The organism is Thermosipho atlanticus DSM 15807, assembly GCF_900129985.1.
In the GTDB taxonomy this organism is placed as follows: domain Bacteria; phylum Thermotogota; class Thermotogae; order Thermotogales; family Fervidobacteriaceae; genus Thermosipho_A; species Thermosipho_A atlanticus.
This window is the reverse complement of sequence record NZ_FQXN01000001.1, coordinates 342,137-361,565: the sequence shown is the minus strand read 5'-3', so window position 1 is coordinate 361,565 and position 19,429 is coordinate 342,137. Positions and strand designations below refer to the sequence as shown.

Here is a 19,429-nt window from a genome sequence, read left to right as displayed (position 1 = left end):
CTTAACACGAAAAAATTAAATTATTTTCAAAATATATTGTGAAAAAAATCTTTTAGCAATAGAGGAGGGATACGATGGTAAAAATCTTTATAAACAACAAAGAATACGAAGTCCCTGAAAACATAACAGTACTAGAAGCTGCTCAGAAAATAGGTTTGCAGATTCCTACGCTTTGTCATCATCCTGAACTTGAACCAATTGGGGCTTGTAGAGTTTGTGTGGTTGAAATCGAAGGGGCTAGAACACTTCAACCTGCATGTACAACAAAAGTATATGATGGCATGAAAATAAAAACCAACTCTGATAGAGTAGTAAACTCTATAAAATTTAATCTTTCTTTAATAATGGCAAATCATCCAAATGACTGTATGTATTGTGAAGCTGATCAAAGATGTGAGCTAAAAAAGCTTGTGCATATATATGACGTAAGACCATTATTTCCTCCCACTGATTTATCTGACGTTTTTGATGACAGTAGCCCTTCCATTCAAAGAGATCTTTCACGATGTATTAAATGTCAAAGATGTGTTAGAGTATGTAGCGAAATTCAAGGTATGAACATTTATTCAATGATTGAAAGGGGTTATAAAACGATCCCACAAACTGCTTTTGATGTACCAGTATATGAAACTGATTGTATTTCTTGTGGTCAGTGTGCTAACCTTTGTCCTGTCGGTGCAATATACGAAACACCTGATTGGAAAAAAGTTTTGAGATTAATCGAAAGAAAAGATAAAATTCTTATTGCTCAAACAGCACCTGCTGTTAGAGTAGCAATTGGTGAAGAATTCGGAATGGAACCAGGTTCAATTAGTACTGGAAAAATGGTTGCAGCTGTAAAACGGCTTGGTTTTGATTACGTATTTGATACAAATTTTGCAGCTGACCTTACAATTATGGAAGAAGGAACGGAATTAATTCACAGATTAAAAGAGGGTGGACCATTCCCAATGTTTACTAGCTGTTGTCCAGGGTGGATAAATCTTCTTGAAAAGCAATATCCTGAATTTATAAATAATGTTTCAAGCGCAAAGTCTCCTCAGCAAATGATGAGTTCTGTTATTAAAACATATTTTGCTAAGAAAATCGGAGTAGATCCGGAAGATATAGTTGTTGTGTCAATTATGCCTTGTACCGCAAAGAAAGACGAGATAACAAGACCTCAGCAAAAAATAAAGTTGGAAGATGGAAGAGAAATCAAAGCAACAGATTATGTAATTACAACAAGAGAATTTGCTAAATTAATCAAATTTAAAGAAATCAATTTCATGGGATTACCTGACGAAGAATACGATAACCCACTTGGTACATCAACAGGAGCAGGTGCAATCTTTGGCGTAACTGGTGGAGTTATGGAAGCAGCTCTTAGAACTGCATATGAAATCTTAACCGAAGAAAAACTTCCAAAACTTGAATTTACGGCTGTTAGAGGATTAGAAGGAATAAGAGAAGCTGAAATTGATATTAAAGGTAAGAAATTCAAAGTTGCAATTGCTCACGGTACGGCAAGTGTTAAAAGATTACTTGATGATATGAAAGATGGTAGAAGATATTACGATTTTGTTGAAATAATGGCTTGTCTTGGAGGATGTATTGGCGGTGGAGGACAACCAAAAAGTCTTGATCCAGAGATTTTACAAAAACGTGCTAATGCAATTTACACAATTGATGAAAGAAGCACACTTAGAAGATCTCATGAGAATCCAGATGTCCAAAAACTATATGCAGAATTTCTTGAAAAACCATATAGTCATATTGCTCACAAATTACTACACACATATTACACTGATAGGACAAAAAACAAAGATAAAGCTATGTCAAGTTAATTGTATTTAAACTTGTAACAAATAAAAGTTAATATTCCTTTCTGAGGTGAAGGGAGTAATCCTGACACCAAGGAAAGGGGAGAAAGTAAGTATATTAAGTATAATAATTCCCCCTTCCTTGGTGTCGAAAAAGGAAGGGGGATTTTTATGGAAAGGTACTACACAATAGATATAATTGTTCATAACAGGGACGATGCGTATGATAAAGTTAATGAACTTCTTCATCAATTTGCAAAATATATCAAATTGAGAGTTGGTTATCCATTAGAAAAAGAAAATATGGCAGTCATATTTTTAATTTTTAAGGCGAACAACGACAAACTAGGCAGCTTTACAGGTAAATTGGGGCAGATAAAAAGTGTAAAAGTGAAAAGTATTGCAATTACAAATTAGGGGTGATAATATGTATGTTTTTGTGAAAGAAAATGAGCAAGAAAGAACTTTTGTAAATGAAGAAGAAATCAATCGATTACTTGAAGAAAATTCAGATCCTGATGACTTCAAAATCAAAGAGATACTCCAAAAATCTTTATCAAAACAAAGGTTAGAACCAGATGAAGTTGCAACACTTTTAAATGCAAAAAACAAAGAACAATGGGAAGAAATTTTCCATGCTGCAAGAACACTCAAAGAAAAAGTTTACGGAAACAGAATTGTTCTTTTTGCACCATTATATATTGGAAACGAATGTGTAAATGATTGTGAATACTGTGGATTCAGAATTTCAAACAAAGATGTAATTCGAAAAACTTTGTCCCTAGATGAACTTAGAAACGAAGTTAAAGCGCTCGTTTCAAAAGGTCATAAAAGACTTATAGTAGTATATGGTGAACATCCAAAATACTCACCCGAATTTATTTCAAAAACTATCGATGTTATATACAATACAAAACTTGGTAATGGAGAAATTAGGCGAGTAAATGTAAATGCAGCACCACAAACAATTGATGGATATAAGTTAATTAAAGAAGTAGGAATCGGAACCTACCAAATCTTTCAAGAAACATATCATTATCCAACATACAAAAAAATGCACCCTAGAGGGCCAAAATCAAATTTTGCTTGGAGATTATACGGCCTTGATAGAGCAATGCTTGCTGGAATAGATGACGTTGGCATAGGTGCTCTATTTGGATTGTACAATTGGAAATTTGAAGTCATGGGGCTTATTTATCATACAATTCATCTTGAAGAAAGATTTGGCGTAGGGCCACATACAATCTCTTTTCCAAGAATTGAACCTGCAGTTGGAACACCTATAGCTGAAAGACCTCCATATCAAGTAAATGATGAAGATTTTAAGCGTTTAGTTGCTGTATTAAGACTTGCTGTACCATACACAGGATTGATTTTAACTGCAAGGGAGCCTATTCAAATACGAAAAGAAGTTTTAAAACTTGGAGTTTCACAAATTGATGCAGGTTCAAGTATTGGTGTCGGATCATATTCGGAAACGGATCCTGAGGTAGTTAAAAAAAGTCAATTTATACTTGGTGATACAAGAACTTTAGATGAAGTAATATATGAGTTGTTAAGAGAAAATTATATACCCTCATTCTGTACCGCATGTTACAGAGCCGGAAGAACCGGTGAACATTTCATGGAATTTGCAATTCCTGGTTTTGTTAAAAGATTTTGTACTCCTAATGCTCTATTTACTTTAAACGAATATCTAAATGACTATGCTTCAAAACAAACCAAACTTCTTGGAAAAGAAAAAATACAAATCGAACTTAATAAAATTTCTGAAAATCAAAGGTCAAAAATCATAGAAGGTCTTGAAAAAATAGACAAAGGTGAAAGAGATGTTAGATTTTAAGAAACTAAAAAATACTTTAAATCAAATAGCAGAAAAATATCAATGTAAAATTTGGGTGTGTCAAAAAATAGGCAGACGCATATCATATATTGAAGGACTAAAAGCAGGAAAAGAATACTATCTCCCACCAGAAATTTTGTGGGAAAATGAAAACTATGTAATCTTCGGTGAAAATGTAAACACTAAAGATATTGAATTTAATCAATTACTCAACGAGGTGATTAAAATTGTCAGAAATTATAAATAAATTAAAAACAAAAAAAGATTCAATTACATATGAAGAACTAGTCTATTTGCTTTCTACAGATAAATACGACCAGCAAATATTTGAACTTGCCGATCAAATAAGAAAAAAATATGTAGGAAACGAAGTTCATATACGGGCAATCATTGAATTTTCTAATATTTGCAAAATGGATTGTCTATATTGCGGACTTAGAAAACAAAATAAAAACTTAAAAAGATATAGAATGAAACCCGAAGAAATTCTAGAACGTGCTAAACTAATTGCCGAAAGAAATATTAAAACTATTGTTCTTCAGTCTGGAGAAGATCCATTTTACACAACTGAAATTATCAAAGATCTAATTATTGAAATAAAAAAATTAGGAGTAGCTGTTACTTTAAGTATTGGAGAAAGAGAATTTGAAGAATATAAAATTTGGAAAGAAGCAGGAGCAGATAGATATCTAATGAGACATGAAACAGCAGATTCAAAGCTGTATAAAAAACTTCATCCCAGTGATACTTTTGAAAACAGAAAAAAACATTTATTCAAATTAAAAGAACTAGGATATGAAGTAGGAGCAGGGTGTATGGTCGGATTACCTGGACAGGGCCCTAAAGAACTTGCAAAAGATTTAATTTTTCTAAGAGAACTTGATTCAGATATGATAGGTATTGGTCCCTTCATTCCAAATCCAGATACTCCATTGAAGAGTGAAAAAGGTGGTGATTTAAACACTACTCTAAAAGTAATTGCTTTAGCAAGAATTTTAATACCAACAGCCAATATACCAGCTACCACTGCAATGGGAAGTATTCACCCATTTGGCAGACAACTAGCATTGAAATGTGGGGCAAATGTAATAATGCCGAACCTGACTCCCAATCCTTATCGCCCAAATTACACTTTATATCCAAATAAAATTTGCTTATTCGAAGCAGATACAGCTTGCATAGATTGTGTTAGAGCAATGATTAAAGGATTAAATAGAAAAGTAGGAGAAACTCATGGCTTTAGGATAAAATATTCAGCAGTTTAATATACTTTTTCTCCATTAACATACACTGCTTCAATGTTTGTTAAACTTTTATCACTATATACTACAAAATCTGCTTTAAATCCTGGATGTAATTTTCCAATATTTTCATTAATTATCATTCCAGAAGCTTCTGTATACAACTTAATAGATTCTTCTAACGTAAAACCAATTTTTAATGCTCCTTCTATAACATACCTAGGATCGTGGGGTGAAACTGGCGCATCGCTAGAAAATGCGATTTTTATCCCATTATTGAACATTTGTTTAAAAGGATATAGTAAAAAATTGCCTTTTGGAATATAATTAATTATTTTTTGGTCTTCAATAAAAAAGTGAGGCTGAATCGAAAACACAAAATTTTGAAGTTTTGAAAAATCAGATTTTTTTATTATTTGGGCATGTATTATTCTATGCCCATAATTTTTTCCTAAAAGTTCTAACACTCTAGTTAATGCTTCATCACCTATAGTATGAACACAAACTTGTAAACCGTTATTATTTGCAAACTTTACTATTTCCTTAAAATTCTCTGGAAGAGTAAATTTTCCATAATTTGCTGAGTTAACATAAGGCTTCGATAAATATGCAGTTTTTCCACCCAGTGAACCGTCTGCAAAAACTTTAATTCCAAAGATTTTTGAAATTCCAATTGTACCGTATTCATACTTCCAAGGTTCTGAAGTATATAATTTCTCATATATCCTTAATTTACTTTCTCTTAGTAATCTTAAAAGTGTTTCAAAAGAAACACCATGTAAATCATCAGAATGAACACTAGTAATACCTTTTTTCAGAAATTCTTCTTGACCTCTTTCAAATGCTTTAACATAAAATTCTTCAGGGAGTAATTTCCAAATTTTTTCTAATTCCTCTTCATATATAAAATGATCATTACATTTCAAAAAGCTCATGGCATATTTATTAATCCATGCTACATGTCCACACCGTCTAATCAATATTACAGGTTTCTTTAAATCATTAAGTTTACTAACATCGCTGGGAAGTTCACTCCAACCTCTACCAATAACTATTTCCCTGTTTGAGTGTAAAACCTGTTCAATATCATTGTCCTCTAAATTCAAAGTTAGAGATTTAATTCCTACTCCTAAAACATGTGCATGAGAATCAGAAAAACCTGGAAAGACGTACTTACCTTCCAGGTTTATTTCCCTTTCAGGATTTTCTAACTTAGCCACAAAATTTCCATTTTTTATATAGAGATCTCTTCTTACAAAAATTCCATTATGCCAAATATATGCATTTTTCAAAATCATGAAAGTAAAGCGGTCAACTCCACTAATTCCATATTTAACGTTTTCTTTTGTTTTAATACTTCGTCCAATTTAACAGGTACAATCTTTCCACCCTGTAGGGCTGTCATTACATAACTTATACCCCTTTTCAAATATTCAACAGCGGTAACACCCATACGAGAAGCTAAAAGTCTATCAAAAGCTGTTGGTGACCCCCCTCTTTGAATATGGCCTAAAATAGTTATCCTTGTCTCGTAGCCAATCCTGTGCTCAAGGTGTCTTGCAACTGTATATGCACTTGCTGCACCTTCAGCAACTACTACTATACAATTAATTTTTCCTCTTTCTCTTTCTTTTAAAATCTTGTTTCCCAACGCTTCATAATTCACGGGAATTTCAGGAATTACTATTGCTTCTGCTCCAGTAACAAGTCCTGAAACAGCGGCAATATAACCTGAAGAACGCCCCATAACTTCAACAATAAATGCACGTTCATGAGATGAGGCTGTATCCTTAAGCTTTTGTATTGCATCAACAACTGTATTTAAACACGTATCAACACCTATACTCATATCTGTAAATGCTATATCATTGTCTATTGTTCCAGGAATCCCAACAACTGGTATTTTCTGCTCTTCTTCTAAAAACATTGCTCCATGCAGACTTCCCTCACCCCCAATTACAATAAGACCTTCGATACCATGCTTAGCCAAAATTTTTGCAGCCTCTGCTCGCGTTTCTTTCCTCACAAATTCAGGACATCTACTACTTCTAAGAATAGTTCCACCTTTTTCCATAATTCCTCCAACAGAGGCAAACTCCATCTCTACAAAATCTTCATCTAAAAGACCTGCATATCCTCTTTTTATACCAACAACTTTTATATCGTTATTAACTGCGTATCTAACAACAGCCCTTATAGCAGCATTCATACCGGGAGCATCTCCTCCACTTGTCATGACGGCAATTTTTTTCATTTGTCTTCCTCCTTTGTGCGTTAAATTTTCAATTATATAATATCACAACTAGTTTCACTTTCGTATATACAGAATTTTTCAAAATTAGACATGATTATTAACAATTATCTTAAAATTTCTTTATCTTAGTTATTGCAGTATTAATACTTGTTCGCCAATACTTTATCCTTCATTTTTAACCAAAAATTGATAAACCAAATCAATTAATTTTAAAGTTTCAATACTAAAGCCTTTTGCAAGTTTTTCATTAGTAAACTTTTTAAAATCTTTTACTTCAAATCCAACTAGATTATTTTCTTTTTCTATCTCTTCAAAATTTTTAAAGGTTTCTATTTCAAGCAAATATCTTATTTCAAATTCTATCACTTTATCTACTCTTAAAAATTCATCCAACACTATCTCAGGATCAGAATTAGGTAATGTAAGGTAATATCTTATTTTAGCTGTTAATTTGTATTGTTTTAAAGCATTTATGTTAATCTCTGTTTCGGGAATTTCAAATTCTATTTCCTCTCTTTCAAATTTTCTTAGATCTCTTTTAATTGCAATACTCCATTGTTTATTAAAATTTTTGTCAATTATTAATCTTAATCTATATTTATTGCCCACATAATATTTGTCAATCAAAAAATTTTTATCATCAATATACCATTGTATTACCCCTATTTTCAAAACACTTTTACTTTTCAAATCCTCCGCTAAATTTTCAGGTATTAAATATTTTTTCTCTCTTTCTATTTTCATGTTTTCGCCCTCTTCTGTAAACAAAATTCTTTAAACTCATTAGAAAGAGAATAAAAGAAATAAAAAATATATACACCTAAAGTAACAAATGAAAAGATTAGCATTTTAATAACTGATTTTTTCGATTTAATTATCACTATTAATAACCGAAGATAAACAAGTGTCAAAATGAAAGAAAAAAACTGGGCTAATGCCCATGTAAAATAAGATTTCGTTAAATACAAAGGAAGTAATGAAAATAAGTCAATAATCAATATAGCAAAAAACAGTGAAAACAAATTGGCTATCTTCAATTTTTTTAAATAAAATGAGTATAAAAATAAAAGTAAATTAAAAAACACAATAGAAAAAGTTACAAATACATTGGAAACACTTGTATTTATAAAATAAAAAACATTTCCCAAAATAGAAGTGATGATAAAACTGAAAACAGTAAAATCCAGAAATTTAATAATATCACCCCTTAAATAATAATTGCTACTTTTATTATTATACATTATTCCAACTAAGTCAATAAAAATAAAAAAGGCTCCATTTTTTTATGGAGCCTTTTTAAATCACATCTTTGTTTTAAGAATTTACCTGTTCAAATTGAATTTTATCAAAGTGTACAATGTTCAAACGTTCTCTTTTTAACATATTTGAAAGAATATTTTTTGGGCCAACTTCTATAAAACTAGTTACTCCCAGTTCAACCATTCTTAAAACCGATTGGTACCAATATACTGGACCTGAAATTTGTTCGAGCAAATAATGTTTCAATTCCTCAGGATCTTTAGATTCTCTAGCTGTACTATTTAGAACAATTGGAAAACGTGGCTCTTTAAATTTAACGTGTTCTATTTCTCTTGCCATTTTCTCTTTTGCACTTTCTAAATACGGCGAATGGAAGGGTCCAGATACAGGAAGTTCAGTTGCTCTAATACCTTTTTTCTTACAATCATCCAGAAATCTGAGTATAGACGTTTTCAACCCACTTATTACTGTTTGAGTTGAAGAATTATAATTTGCAATATAAAGTTCTTCATATTCCTTGATCATTTTTTTCACTTCTTTTGGACTAACCCTTAAAACCGCTGCCATACTACCTTTACCTGGTTCTATTGCTTCCGAAATGTATTCTCCTCTCTTTCTAACTAAATAAATTCCCATTTCAAAATCATAAACACCAGCAACGGCAAAAGCGGTGTATTCACCTAAACTATGTCCTGCAACAATTTCGGGGACTATCCCATTTCTTTCTAAATATTTATATGCAACATAACTAGTTAAAAAAATTGCCGGCTGAGCATTTTCAGTTATTTTTAAAATTTCTTCATCACCATCCATTATATTTATTAAATCCAAATTTAATATTTTCTGAGCTTTTTCACTATATTCTTCCCAATCAGGATAGATTGAAAAATCATTAGCCATTCCAGAATATTGAGAACCCTGACCTGGAAACAAGAAAGCTTTCATTGTTTCACCTCCAACATATACAACTTCTCCGAAACCAAAATTCCTGTCGTCAATTTCAAAAGATCAATCCAAATAAAAGGAATAACTCCCACCATCAAAGCTTTACTAAAGCTCTTAAGGTAAAATGACAAAACCAGAACTCCAAAAAGGTAAATTGTTGATAATCCTAAAATTCCAAACAAAATTTTCGAACTTAAACTGTTTTTTGAAAAAGCTACTATCATAGCAGCTAAAGGAAAAGCTAAAAGATATCCTCCTGTAGGCCCTAAAATATGCGCAATTCCTCCAGAAAAATTAGAAAACACAGGAAGACCAATAATTCCCATCAAAAGATAAACTAACTGGGCTAAAAATGCCATTTTCGGAGTTAAAAGATAACCTGTTAAGAATACCATCAAAACTTGTAAAGTAATTGGAACACTACCAATTGGTATAGAAATCTGCGCTCCTACAATAGTCAATGCTACAAATAAGGAAATTCTTGTTATGTTATTAGATCTCAAAATTTTACCTCCTCGAGCTTTTTTGTCGTTCTATAAAATTCTTCAATAATTTCTTTAATAATTTCTTCCACACTTTTCAAATCATCAATAAGACCTGCTGACTGCCCCGCCATAAAAGAACCTTCTTCAAGATTACCATCTAATACGGCTTTTCTTAAACTTCCTACAAGGATTTTTTCTGCTTCGTCTGGGCTTGTAACTTCTAACTCTTTCACCTTCTTAGCAAATATAGTTTTTATTACACGAGCAGAATGACCTAATTTTGCACCAGTAATTACTGTATCTCGAATACCTGATCTTAATATCAATTTTTTAAATTCTTCATGTGTATCTGCTTCTTTGCTTGCAATGAATCTTGTTCCCATTTGTATACCTTCAGCCCCTAAAGCAAAAGCAGCTGCCATTCCCCTACCATCAACAATCCCTCCAGCTGCTATTACAGGTACTTTTACCTTTTTTGCTACAGCATTTACTAAAACAACTGTCGTAACTTCACCAATATGGCCCCCAGATTCCATTCCTTCCGCTATTATTGCATCTGCTCCGCTTCTCTCGACCATTCTCGCTAGACTGTCTGATGCAACAACCGGAACAACTTTTATCCCATTTCTTTTCAATTCTTTTACATATTTTGTGGGATTTCCAGCTCCAAAGGTGACAATTGGAACTTTACATTCAATAACTGTTTCAATTAATTCATCAGCATACGGTGAAACCAATATGATATTCACACCAAAAGGTTTGTCAGTTAATTTTCTTACATCTTCGATTGCCTTTCGGAGTTCATCTCTTCTCATTGGTCCAGCTCCAATAATACCTAACCCACCAGCTTCAGAAACTGCCGCTGCAAGTTTAGGTGTTCCAGCCCAAGACATACCACCCATGAGTATTGGATACTTTATTCCAAATAATTCGCAAACTCTATTCATATAATCACTCCTTAATACCAAGCATAAGCTGGGATTTTGTAACCAATTTTTTTCCTACGTATGCTTTAGCGTCTACAAAAACAATAACTCCTTTTCTTTCCTTTAATTTTACTTCATATCTTAAAATACAATCCGGTCTAACTTCAGCCTTAAATCTAGCGGAATCTATACCTAAAAACAATGGTATTTCATTACCTTTTAGCAATAATAATCCAGCTGCTTGTGCTAACCCTTCAATAATATACACACCCGGATAAATCGGATAATCAGGAAAATGACTTTTAAAAATTGGATTATCAATTTTTATTTCTTTTTCAGCAATAATATAATCCTCACCTTTTTCTATTACCCTATCGACCAATAAAATTGGATCTCGATGTGGTAAAATCTTCATTATCTCTTCTTTCGTCATATTATTCATACCTCCCAATGATAACACATGCATTATGACCACCAAATCCAAAAGAATTTTTTAAGAAATTTCTAATTTTAGCTTCTTTTGTTTCTTTCACTAAATTTAGATTTGAAGATAATTCATCAGGTTTCTCCAAATTTGGCATTCCATGCACAAAATTATTCTGCATCTCAATTAAAGCTGCAATCGTTTCTACAGCTCCAGCCGCACCGAGCAAATGACCAACCAATGATTTTGTAGAATTTACAAAAACATCAGTATTTCCAAAAACATTTAAAATTGCCTTTGCTTCAAGTTCATCACCAACTGGTGTACTGGTGGCATGACAACTGACTAAATCAATTTCCTCTGGCGACATATTGGCATCTTTCAAAGCAAGTTTCATTACCTCAGTAGAACCCCGGGCTTCAGGATCAGGTGCGCTAAAATGATATGCATCATCATTCATTCCAAATCCTTTTACTTCTGCAATGATATTAGCTCCTCTTTTTTTCGCAACTTCCTCGGATTCAAGTATTAAAGCCCCAGCACCTTCTGCCATTACAAAACCATCTCTATCAACATCAAATGGGCGGGAAGCTTTTTGAGGCTCATCATTTCTAGTAGAAAGAGCTCTCATTGCTGCAAATCCCGCAATAGGGAGTGGAGCAATGGTTGCTTCACTACCTCCTACTATAACTACATCCGCATACCCATGTCTAATTAACATTGTTCCCATTGCAATTGCGTGAACAGAACTTGCACAAGCACTTACTGGTGTAAAATTTGGACCTTTTAATCCATACACCATGGAAATAACACCACTAGCCATGTTTGCTAATAACATTGGTATCATGAATGGGCTAACTCTTGATGGTCCTCTTTCATTCAAGACTTTACTTTGTTGCTCAATGGTTAAGTAGCCACCCATCCCACTTGCAAAAATAACACCTACTCTTTTTTCTAAATTTTCAAAATTAATACCCGAATTTTCAACAGCTTCTTTTACAGCAACAAGAGCAAATTGAGAATATCTGTCAATTCGTTTTGATAATTTCCTATCGATAAATTTCGTTGGGTCAAAATCTTTCACCTCAGCAGCAATTTGTACCGAAAGATCACTTGGATCAAAATTCGAAATTCTATCAATCCCTATTTTCATTTCTCTTAACGATTTTTCAAATTCCTTTACATTCTGTGCAATAGGATTAATAGTTCCAAAACCTGTTATAACTACTCTATTCATTTACTCACCCCCAAATTCTATCGTTCTTAAAAATTATATCAATTTAACTTTCTTAAGTCAAGCAAACTCATTTAATGACCTTATCTTTACTATTTCCTAAATTGAATGATATAATTATGTAAAACAAGTGGGGGTGAAATTGTGGCTATAAAACGAAGCGAGTTCCCTGAGAATTTTATTTTTGGAACTGCAACTTCAGCTTATCAAATTGAAGGTGCTGTCAATGAAGATGGAAGAGAACCTTCAATATGGGATGTATTCTCCCATACACCGGGTAAAATTCAAAATAATGAAAATGGAGATGTTGCCTGTGATCATTATCATCGTTACAATGAAGACGTTCAAATAATGAAAGAAATTGGTTTTAATGGCTATAGATTTTCTATTTCATGGCCTCGTGTATTATTTTCTAACCAAAAAAAGAATCAAAAAGGTCTTGATTTTTACAATAAACTTGTTGACACACTTCTTGAAAACAATATTACACCATTCATCACTTTATACCACTGGGATCTACCATATTACTTGTATGAAAAGGGAGGCTGGTTAAACCCTGATATTGCTTTATATTTCCAAGATTATGCAGCTTTAATGTTTGAAATTTTAGGTGACAGGGTAAAACATTGGATAACACTAAATGAACCATGGTGTTCTTCTTATTTGGGTTATTTCATGGGCAAACATGCCCCAGGTCATACAAACATTCAAGAAACAATCATAGCTGCTCACAATCTCCTAAGAGCTCACGGATACGCAGTAAAAATTTTTAGAGAAATTGTAAAAGATGGAATAATTGGCATTACAAACGTTGTCTCAAAGATTGAGCCTGCAAAAGAAAGTGAAGAAAACTTTCAAGCTGCTATTTTGGTTGACGAAATAGTTAATGGATGGTTTCACGATCCTATTATTTTTGGAAAATTCCCTGAGAATGCCAAAGGTTTATTCAAACAATTAGGTCTCGAAATACCCGAAACTGATATGGATATAATTTCTCAACCAATTGACTTTTTCGGCGTAAACTATTACACGAGGCAGTTAGTAGAATATGATCCAACCAGTCCATATTTGTACAAAAACGTAGAAGGTATTTTGCCTAAAACGGAAATGGGCTGGGAAATCTATCCTGAAGGATTATATGACATGTTAAGAAAAATCCATCGAAGGTACGGCCTTCCATTGTACATAACAGAAAATGGAATGGCTGGTCCAGATAAGCTACAAAATGATATTATAAATGATGATTACAGAGTGAAATATCTAGAAAAACATTTCGAAAAAGCTCTAGAAGCAATTGAAGATGGTATAGATTTGAGAGGTTACTTTGTATGGTCATTACTTGATAATTTTGAATGGGAAAAAGGTTATTCAAAACGTTTTGGAATCGTCTATGTTGATTACAAAACTCAAAAAAGATATCTTAAGAAAAGCGCTGTATGGTTAAAAGAATTTTTAAGAAAATAATTTTAAATACCAACTAAAACTAATTATACAGAATTTTTGCAATAACATATTCGCAAATATTAAAAATTAGTTTAATTTACAGGAGGGATTATTATTTTTAAAGTAATTATTTCCGGTATTTCAATGTCTTTTATATTTGGACTATCATTTCTTTTTACAAAAAATGCACTTGATTATACCTCACCAATGAATTTTATCGCAATTAGATTTTCTATTGCAAGTTTTTTTATGTTAACCTTACTTTCTCTAAAATTGATTCGCTTTCAAAAGAAAAATTATTTTAAGTTACTAATTGTTGCTTTATTTCAACCTATTTTATACTTTCTGTTTGAAACTTCCGGTTTAGTATTCGTTCCATCGTCCGAAGCCGGAATTTTAATAGCTTCTATTCCAATATTTATAACATTTTTAACTCCATTTGTTTTAAAGGAAAAAATAAAAAAAATCAATTTTTTGTTCGTTTTCACAAGTTTCTTTGGGGTTGTTATAATCATAGGGTTCAATAGTTTAAAAGGGAACATCAAAGGTGATTTATTAATTCTTGGAGCAGTTTTTTCCGCAGTTTTTTACAATTTCACTTCAAGAAAATTTTCTAAAGAATTTGAACCCATCGAAATTACTTCATTCATGATGTTTACTGGAGCTATTTTCTTTAATATTTTAGCTTTTCTTCGAAAAGAACTTGATTATACTGCATTAACAAATACTCACGTATTAATTTCTGCCGTATACCTTGGAATTTTATCCTCTTCTATCGCCTTTTTTCTTGTTAACTACATGTTATCTAAAGTTTCGCCAGCTCAATCTTCAATTTTTGCTAATCTCACAACAGTAATTTCAGTTTTTGCTGGAGCTATTTTTAGAAATGAGCAAATCTCCTTTAATCACATTATCGGAATGATATTAATCATACTAGGTGTATGGGGAGTTAATTACTACAATTACCGTTTTAGTAAAGAAAAATAAATATGCTCCGCATTTTTTATTTCTTTTTTAGAGTTTTTTATTTCCTCTACAAAATTCTCTGATACTCCACAACCCCTGATTTCTAATATTTTAAAACCATATTTTTCAAGTTTTAAAATATCCTCTAAAGTAAAGCAGCGCGATTCAAAGCTGCCATATTGCGAACCAACTGTAGTAATATGAGTTTTTTCAAATTTTTTAATGTCATACTTTGTTCCATCTTTTTCAATTAATTTTTTCATATAGTAATAACTATCAACAGTTGCAAATAAAACCCCATCTTTTCTCATCAAATCACTTATTTTTTCCATTACTTGCTCTAAATTTTCAACATAACTTAACACATCACCTTGAGCGTTGACTATATCAAATTTCTTATCAGAAATAAACTGCTCAATTCTCATATTGAAAAACTTTACATTAGACCTATACTTTTTCTTAGCTAATTCAATCATTTTTTTTGAAGGCTCTACCGCGGTAATACTTAAATTCTTTTCCAAAAAGAATGAAATCCAATACCCTGTACCCGTACCAACATCAAGAACACTCTCATATTTTTTACCCTTAATAGTATTTTCAATATAATACTTTACTGCCTTTCTTAAGGTTACCCATATAGCTTCTTCGTACATCTGATCATAAAAACAAGCTATTCTATCATAATAATGATATGATTTCACATTATTCACCTAACTTATTCTTTTATATTGATCATATCCCCTAACAACCTTATTCTCTACCTTGAAAATTCCAAAAGAATTTTCTGGAAGTTTTAACCTTAACGTACCACCTCGTATATATGCTTCATTGTTAGATAATAAATCGACAAATCTAGTGCCACTTAAAAGTCTATTATCAGGTACCGTAACTGAGATTTCTGTTTCTTGTCCCTTGTTGACAAAAACAATAACCTGATCCAAGACCATTGGTGATTTTCGTAAAAATACTAATGGCTCGTTAGAAAGAAGTTCAAAAGCACCGTACCTCAAGGCAGGTTCTGTTTTTCTCAACTTTATCATCATCTTATAAAAATCGCGTAACTCTTCATCCCATTTTTTCTTATCCCATTCCATTGTTTTTCTACATTCTGGATCTGAACCTCCATCAATCCCTATCTCGGTGCCATAATAGACCACTGGAACTCCCGGATAAGTAAATTGTAGAAGGATAGCTGCTTTACGTAAAAACTTATCTTTTATTACACTTGCAAGTCGCTCGGTATCATGACTATCAAGCATGTTCCAACAACCAAAAATATTTGAAGTTTCTTTAAATGCTTTCTCAAGATAGTATCCTGCGTTTGGGTTTTTACCCAAAAGATAGTCTATTACAGTTGTACCAAAGTGATAATTCATAATTCCATCAACCATATCCCAACCTGCAGGGTATGTCCATAATTCACTTACAAGATATTTTTCAGCAGAAAATTCCTTAACCTTTGCAGTCAAAAACCGGTTCATTTCGGGACCTAAATCTTGCCCACAATCAAGGCGCCAACCATCAATCCCTAAATTTAAATATTTTTTTATAACTTCAACTATATATTCTTTAACTTTGATTTCTTCCAAATGAAGTTCTGGTAAAGAGGAAGTCCCCCACCAGCCTCTGTAATGATTTTCGTAAAATATGAACATATTCTTGTATTTTTTATTCCCTTTCATAGCCCTTTTAAATAATACATGTTCTTTCCCAACATGGTTGAATACACCATCGAGAATAATTTTAATTCCGTTTTCATGAGCCACTTTTATTAATCTTTTCAAAGCAGGTAATCCGCCAAACTGAGGATCAACTCTAAAATAGTCAATTGTATCGTATTTATGATTTGATGAGGCTAAAAAAATAGGAGTTAAATAAATAGCATTCACTCCTAAATCTTTTAAATAATCGATCTTTTCGACAATTCCCCATAAATCTCCTCCATAAAAAACATTAACATGATCATGGTTCTCTGTTCTTTTTGGAGGAACATTCCATTCTTCTATTCTTCCACCACGCTTTTCATACAAATTTCTTTTATCTTTCACCGTCTTTCCACGACCAATATAAAATCTATCAGGGAAAATTTCATAAATAACAGTATCATAAACCCAACTGGGAAGCGGAAAGTTACTCACCTTGTTCATATTTACCTCCTTTGTCATACTTCATTTGACCAATAATTAGGCGGCTCTTTCGTAATAATAATATCATGTGGATGGCTTTCTTTTATTGATGCTGATGTAACTTTCACAAATTGAGCTTTTTCCCTCAATTCCTTTAAATTGGAAGCTCCCAAATATCCCATTCCAGATTTTAATCCTCCAACTAATTGGTACACAACATCTTTTACATTCCCTTTAAATGGAACCATGCCCTCCACACCTTCTGGTATAAACTTTTGCTTTTTATTCTGAAAATACCTATCTGAACTACCTTTGTTCATGGCACCAAGAGAACCCATCCCTCTATATGACTTATATTTTCTCCCCTGATATAATATCGCTTCACCTGGTGCTTCTTCTGTACCTGCGAATATACTTCCTATCATTACGCTTTCAGCCCCAGCAGCTAACGCTTTTACAATGTCTCCTGAAAATCTAATACCACCATCAGCAATGATCGGAACATTATATTTTTTTGCAACTTCTGCACAATCAAAAATCGCAGTTAATTGTGGCACACCAACACCAGCCACAATTCTTGTTGTACAAATTGAGCCTGGCCCTATCCCTACCTTAACTGCATCTGCTCCTGCTTTAATTAATGTTTCCGTCGCTTCAGCAGTAGCCACATTACCAGCTATTATAGGAATATTGGGAAATATGTTCTTTATTTTTTTCACTATTTCTATTACTTTTCTTGAATGCCCATGTGCCGTGTCAACAGCTATCACATCAACACCTGCTTTAATTAGAAAGTCAACCCTTTCAAGAGTATCATCACCTGTTCCAACAGCGGCTCCAACAAGCAATCGCCCTTTTTCATCTCTTGAAGCATATGGATGTTCAATTACACTCCTAATATCTTTAATTGTAATTAATCCACTTAAAGTTCCATCACTTTTTATAATCGGTAATTTTTCAATTTTGTTTTTATGCAGAATATCTCGTGCTTCTTCTAAAGAAATTCCTTCTTTCGCAACTATCAATTTTTTAAATGGCGTCATCAATTCCTTTATAGGTTTCTTCAAATCCCTCTCAAAACGAATATCCCTGTTTGTAATCAAGCCAAGCAATTTTCCATCTTTGTCAACAACTGGCAACCCTCCTATTTTGTATTCAGCCATTAATTCTTCTGCTTTTTCAACTGTAACATCTGGAAAAATTGTTATAGGATCATCTATTACGCCATTTTCAGTTCTTTTTACAATTTTCACTTGGTGAGCTTGCTCCTCAATAGACATATTTTTGTGTATTATACCAATTCCTCCCTCTCTTGCAATAGCTTTCGCAAGCTCGGCTTCTGTAACCGTGTCCATCGCAGCACTAATTAATGGAATTTTTAATTTTATTTGTTTTGTTAAACGTGTACTTACATCAACTTCCGTTGGCAACACCTCACTATATTTAGGAACTAACAACACATCATCAAATGTCAATGCTTCTTTCATTTTCACACCTCACTAACCTCTGAAGGCAATAAATAAAATATAAAGAATATATATTGAAAGGAAAATGAATCCATCAATCCTCGTAAGTTTTTTCTTTAAAATTGAAATTAATAATAACAAAATAGAAACTAAGTTAACAACCATTAAATCAATAAAATAATTAGAAACATCAACTGTCAAATTACCAATTAATGAACTTATACCTATAATCAGTAAAATATTAAAAATATTGCTTCCAACGATATTACCTACTAAAATATCCCCTTCGCCCTTGATTACTGAAGTAATACTGACTACAAGTTCAGGAAGAGAAGTACCAATTGCTACAATTGTTAAACCAACTAAAGTCTCACTTAAATTGAACATTCTTGCAAGTTCAACTACATTTCTGATTGTAAGCTCGCCTCCTATTGAAATTCCAGCGATACCAATTATAACTAATAAAATTGAAATTGAAGTTTTATGAATACCTTTTACTTCAGCTGTTAATTCTTCTTCGATAACATCTCTCGCATTAGAAACTAAATAATAAATAAAAATTATCATAAATGAAAGAAAAACTATTCCATCATTCCATTTTAAAATATATGAATTGTCCCTTAATAGTAATGAAGAAAAGACTAGTGTAGAAAGGAGCATAAAAGGCATCTCAACTGTTACTGTTTTTTTCTTAATATTTATAGTTGAGATTAATGCTGCAAGAGCAAGACATAAAGCAATATTTGCCATATTACTCCCAACAACATTTGAAATTGATACACTAGAATGACCTTTTATAACAGAAATTACAGATGCAACTAGTTCAGGAACGGATGTTCCGAACGCTACAATGGAAAGACCTACAATTAACTTCGAAATTCCCATGTTTAAAGCAATTGAAACTGCGCCATCAACTAACCAGTCAGCACCTTTTATCAATAAAGACATCCCAATAACTAAACCAAATAATATCCAAAACACGCTCTCACTCCACTATTTTCCCTTTTTGTTACT

20 protein-coding genes are annotated in these 19,429 nt (G+C 32.5%); 7 read left to right on the top strand and 13 right to left on the bottom strand.

The genetic code is table 11. The features are described from left to right. Positions 1-74: 74 nt before the first annotated feature. The 5 genes from BUB65_RS01925 to hydE all read left to right on the top strand — a co-directional run bounded on the left by BUB65_RS01925 (position 75) and on the right by hydE (position 4,910). Positions 75-1,826, top strand: a complete 1,752-nt coding sequence (locus tag BUB65_RS01925; RefSeq protein WP_073071554.1) for an NADH-dependent [FeFe] hydrogenase, group A6 — start codon at positions 75-77, stop codon at positions 1,824-1,826. A gap of 147 nt (positions 1,827-1,973) precedes the next feature. Next, positions 1,974-2,219: a TM1266 family iron-only hydrogenase system putative regulator gene (locus BUB65_RS01920; protein ID WP_073071552.1), complete on the top strand. Its 246-nt coding sequence runs from the start codon at positions 1,974-1,976 to the stop codon at positions 2,217-2,219. Positions 2,220-2,229: 10 nt separating this feature from the next. Beyond that, complete coding sequence (gene hydG, locus BUB65_RS01915) at positions 2,230-3,645, top strand: [FeFe] hydrogenase H-cluster radical SAM maturase HydG (protein ID WP_073071550.1); 1,416 nt, start codon at positions 2,230-2,232, stop codon at positions 3,643-3,645. Beyond that, complete coding sequence (locus tag BUB65_RS01910) at positions 3,632-3,892, top strand: hypothetical protein (protein ID WP_073071548.1); 261 nt, start codon at positions 3,632-3,634, stop codon at positions 3,890-3,892. The genes hydG and BUB65_RS01910 overlap by 14 nt, the downstream gene beginning before the upstream one ends. Continuing rightward, entirely contained in the window at positions 3,873-4,910 is a 1,038-nt protein-coding gene (gene hydE / locus BUB65_RS01905) for a [FeFe] hydrogenase H-cluster radical SAM maturase HydE (RefSeq protein WP_073071546.1), read from the top strand. The genes BUB65_RS01910 and hydE overlap by 20 nt, the downstream gene beginning before the upstream one ends. Here hydE and BUB65_RS01900 read toward each other — a convergent pair. The 9 genes from BUB65_RS01900 to fabF form a co-directional block, all read right to left on the bottom strand. Further along, positions 4,907-6,184: an amidohydrolase gene (locus BUB65_RS01900; protein ID WP_073071544.1), complete on the bottom strand. Its 1,278-nt coding sequence runs from the start codon at positions 6,182-6,184 to the stop codon at positions 4,907-4,909. The two genes, hydE and BUB65_RS01900, sit on opposite strands and share 4 nt — an antisense overlap. Further along, positions 6,181-7,140 carry a 6-phosphofructokinase gene (pfkA, locus tag BUB65_RS01895; RefSeq protein ID WP_073071542.1) on the bottom strand — a complete coding sequence of 320 codons (960 nt, stop codon included), beginning with the start codon at positions 7,138-7,140 and terminating at the stop codon, positions 6,181-6,183. The genes BUB65_RS01900 and pfkA overlap by 4 nt, the downstream gene beginning before the upstream one ends. A gap of 162 nt (positions 7,141-7,302) precedes the next feature. After that, on the bottom strand, positions 7,303-7,884 hold the full coding sequence (locus tag BUB65_RS01890) for a hypothetical protein (protein ID WP_073071540.1): 582 nt from the start codon (positions 7,882-7,884) through the stop codon (positions 7,303-7,305). Continuing rightward, positions 7,881-7,988 carry a DUF4234 domain-containing protein gene (locus tag BUB65_RS08535; protein ID WP_407701158.1) on the bottom strand — a complete coding sequence of 36 codons (108 nt, stop codon included), beginning with the start codon at positions 7,986-7,988 and terminating at the stop codon, positions 7,881-7,883. Before BUB65_RS08535 ends, BUB65_RS01890 begins: the two co-directional genes overlap by 4 nt. A 466-nt stretch (positions 7,989-8,454) precedes the next feature. Further along, the gene (fabD, locus tag BUB65_RS01880) at positions 8,455-9,345 is read right to left on the bottom strand and encodes an ACP S-malonyltransferase (protein WP_073071536.1); all 891 of its coding nucleotides are present in this window, start codon (positions 9,343-9,345) and stop codon (positions 8,455-8,457) included. Then, a complete protein-coding gene (locus BUB65_RS01875; protein WP_073071533.1) occupies positions 9,342-9,848 on the bottom strand; it encodes a biotin transporter BioY in 507 nt (168 codons plus the stop codon). Before BUB65_RS01875 ends, fabD begins: the two co-directional genes overlap by 4 nt. Then, positions 9,845-10,777 carry a nitronate monooxygenase gene (locus tag BUB65_RS01870; RefSeq protein ID WP_073071530.1) on the bottom strand — a complete coding sequence of 311 codons (933 nt, stop codon included), beginning with the start codon at positions 10,775-10,777 and terminating at the stop codon, positions 9,845-9,847. Before BUB65_RS01870 ends, BUB65_RS01875 begins: the two co-directional genes overlap by 4 nt. Before the next feature lie 4 nt (positions 10,778-10,781). Then, positions 10,782-11,189 (bottom strand): 3-hydroxyacyl-ACP dehydratase FabZ, encoded by a 408-nt coding sequence (fabZ, locus tag BUB65_RS01865; protein WP_073071528.1) that lies wholly within the window; start codon positions 11,187-11,189, stop codon positions 10,782-10,784. A 1-nt stretch (position 11,190) separates the two neighbouring features. Beyond that, a complete protein-coding gene (gene fabF / locus BUB65_RS01860; protein WP_073071526.1) occupies positions 11,191-12,417 on the bottom strand; it encodes a beta-ketoacyl-ACP synthase II in 1,227 nt (408 codons plus the stop codon). Positions 12,418-12,564: 147 nt separating this feature from the next. Between fabF and BUB65_RS01855 the strand changes: the two genes are divergently transcribed. Both BUB65_RS01855 and BUB65_RS01850 read left to right on the top strand, forming a co-directional pair. Further along, positions 12,565-13,878, top strand: a complete 1,314-nt coding sequence (locus tag BUB65_RS01855; RefSeq protein WP_073071766.1) for a GH1 family beta-glucosidase — start codon at positions 12,565-12,567, stop codon at positions 13,876-13,878. A gap of 87 nt (positions 13,879-13,965) precedes the next feature. Next, a complete protein-coding gene (locus tag BUB65_RS01850) occupies positions 13,966-14,844 on the top strand; it encodes a DMT family transporter (RefSeq protein ID WP_327192010.1) in 879 nt (292 codons plus the stop codon). On the opposite strand, the gene BUB65_RS01845 is transcribed toward BUB65_RS01850, so the two are convergent. From BUB65_RS01845 to BUB65_RS01830, 4 genes are read right to left on the bottom strand one after another with little or no spacing between them, the layout of a single operon-like run. Beyond that, positions 14,820-15,524, bottom strand: coding sequence for a class I SAM-dependent DNA methyltransferase (locus BUB65_RS01845; RefSeq protein WP_234946705.1), 705 nt, complete (start codon positions 15,522-15,524; stop codon positions 14,820-14,822). The genes BUB65_RS01850 and BUB65_RS01845 overlap by 25 nt on opposite strands. A 9-nt stretch (positions 15,525-15,533) precedes the next feature. Beyond that, positions 15,534-16,970, bottom strand: coding sequence for a cyclomaltodextrinase (gene aglB / locus BUB65_RS01840; RefSeq protein ID WP_073071521.1), 1,437 nt, complete (start codon positions 16,968-16,970; stop codon positions 15,534-15,536). Between the two features lie 14 nt (positions 16,971-16,984). Then, on the bottom strand, positions 16,985-18,436 hold the full coding sequence (gene guaB, locus BUB65_RS01835; RefSeq protein WP_073071518.1) for an IMP dehydrogenase: 1,452 nt from the start codon (positions 18,434-18,436) through the stop codon (positions 16,985-16,987). 12 nt (positions 18,437-18,448) lie between these two features. Continuing rightward, positions 18,449-19,396, bottom strand: coding sequence for a calcium/sodium antiporter (locus tag BUB65_RS01830; RefSeq protein WP_084727994.1), 948 nt, complete (start codon positions 19,394-19,396; stop codon positions 18,449-18,451). Between the last annotated feature and the right edge of the window lie 33 nt (positions 19,397-19,429).

Coding starts and splice junctions, on each gene's coding strand:
- BUB65_RS01910 (WP_073071548.1), top strand. CDS start 3,632: ATGTTAGATTTTAAGAAACTAAAAAATACTTTAAATCAAATAGCAGAA.
- hydG (WP_073071550.1), top strand. CDS start 2,230: ATGTATGTTTTTGTGAAAGAAAATGAGCAAGAAAGAACTTTTGTAAAT.
- BUB65_RS01920 (WP_073071552.1), top strand. CDS start 1,974: ATGGAAAGGTACTACACAATAGATATAATTGTTCATAACAGGGACGAT.
- aglB (WP_073071521.1), bottom strand. CDS start 16,970: ATGAACAAGGTGAGTAACTTTCCGCTTCCCAGTTGGGTTTATGATACT.
- fabF (WP_073071526.1), bottom strand. CDS start 12,417: ATGAATAGAGTAGTTATAACAGGTTTTGGAACTATTAATCCTATTGCA.
- fabZ (WP_073071528.1), bottom strand. CDS start 11,189: ATGACGAAAGAAGAGATAATGAAGATTTTACCACATCGAGATCCAATT.
- guaB (WP_073071518.1), bottom strand. CDS start 18,436: ATGAAAGAAGCATTGACATTTGATGATGTGTTGTTAGTTCCTAAATAT.
- BUB65_RS01900 (WP_073071544.1), bottom strand. CDS start 6,184: ATGATTTTGAAAAATGCATATATTTGGCATAATGGAATTTTTGTAAGA.
- BUB65_RS01925 (WP_073071554.1), top strand. CDS start 75: ATGGTAAAAATCTTTATAAACAACAAAGAATACGAAGTCCCTGAAAAC.
- BUB65_RS01890 (WP_073071540.1), bottom strand. CDS start 7,884: ATGAAAATAGAAAGAGAGAAAAAATATTTAATACCTGAAAATTTAGCG.
- BUB65_RS08535 (WP_407701158.1), bottom strand. CDS start 7,988: ATGCTAATCTTTTCATTTGTTACTTTAGGTGTATATATTTTTTATTTC.
- BUB65_RS01870 (WP_073071530.1), bottom strand. CDS start 10,777: ATGAATAGAGTTTGCGAATTATTTGGAATAAAGTATCCAATACTCATG.
- pfkA (WP_073071542.1), bottom strand. CDS start 7,140: ATGAAAAAAATTGCCGTCATGACAAGTGGAGGAGATGCTCCCGGTATG.
- fabD (WP_073071536.1), bottom strand. CDS start 9,345: ATGAAAGCTTTCTTGTTTCCAGGTCAGGGTTCTCAATATTCTGGAATG.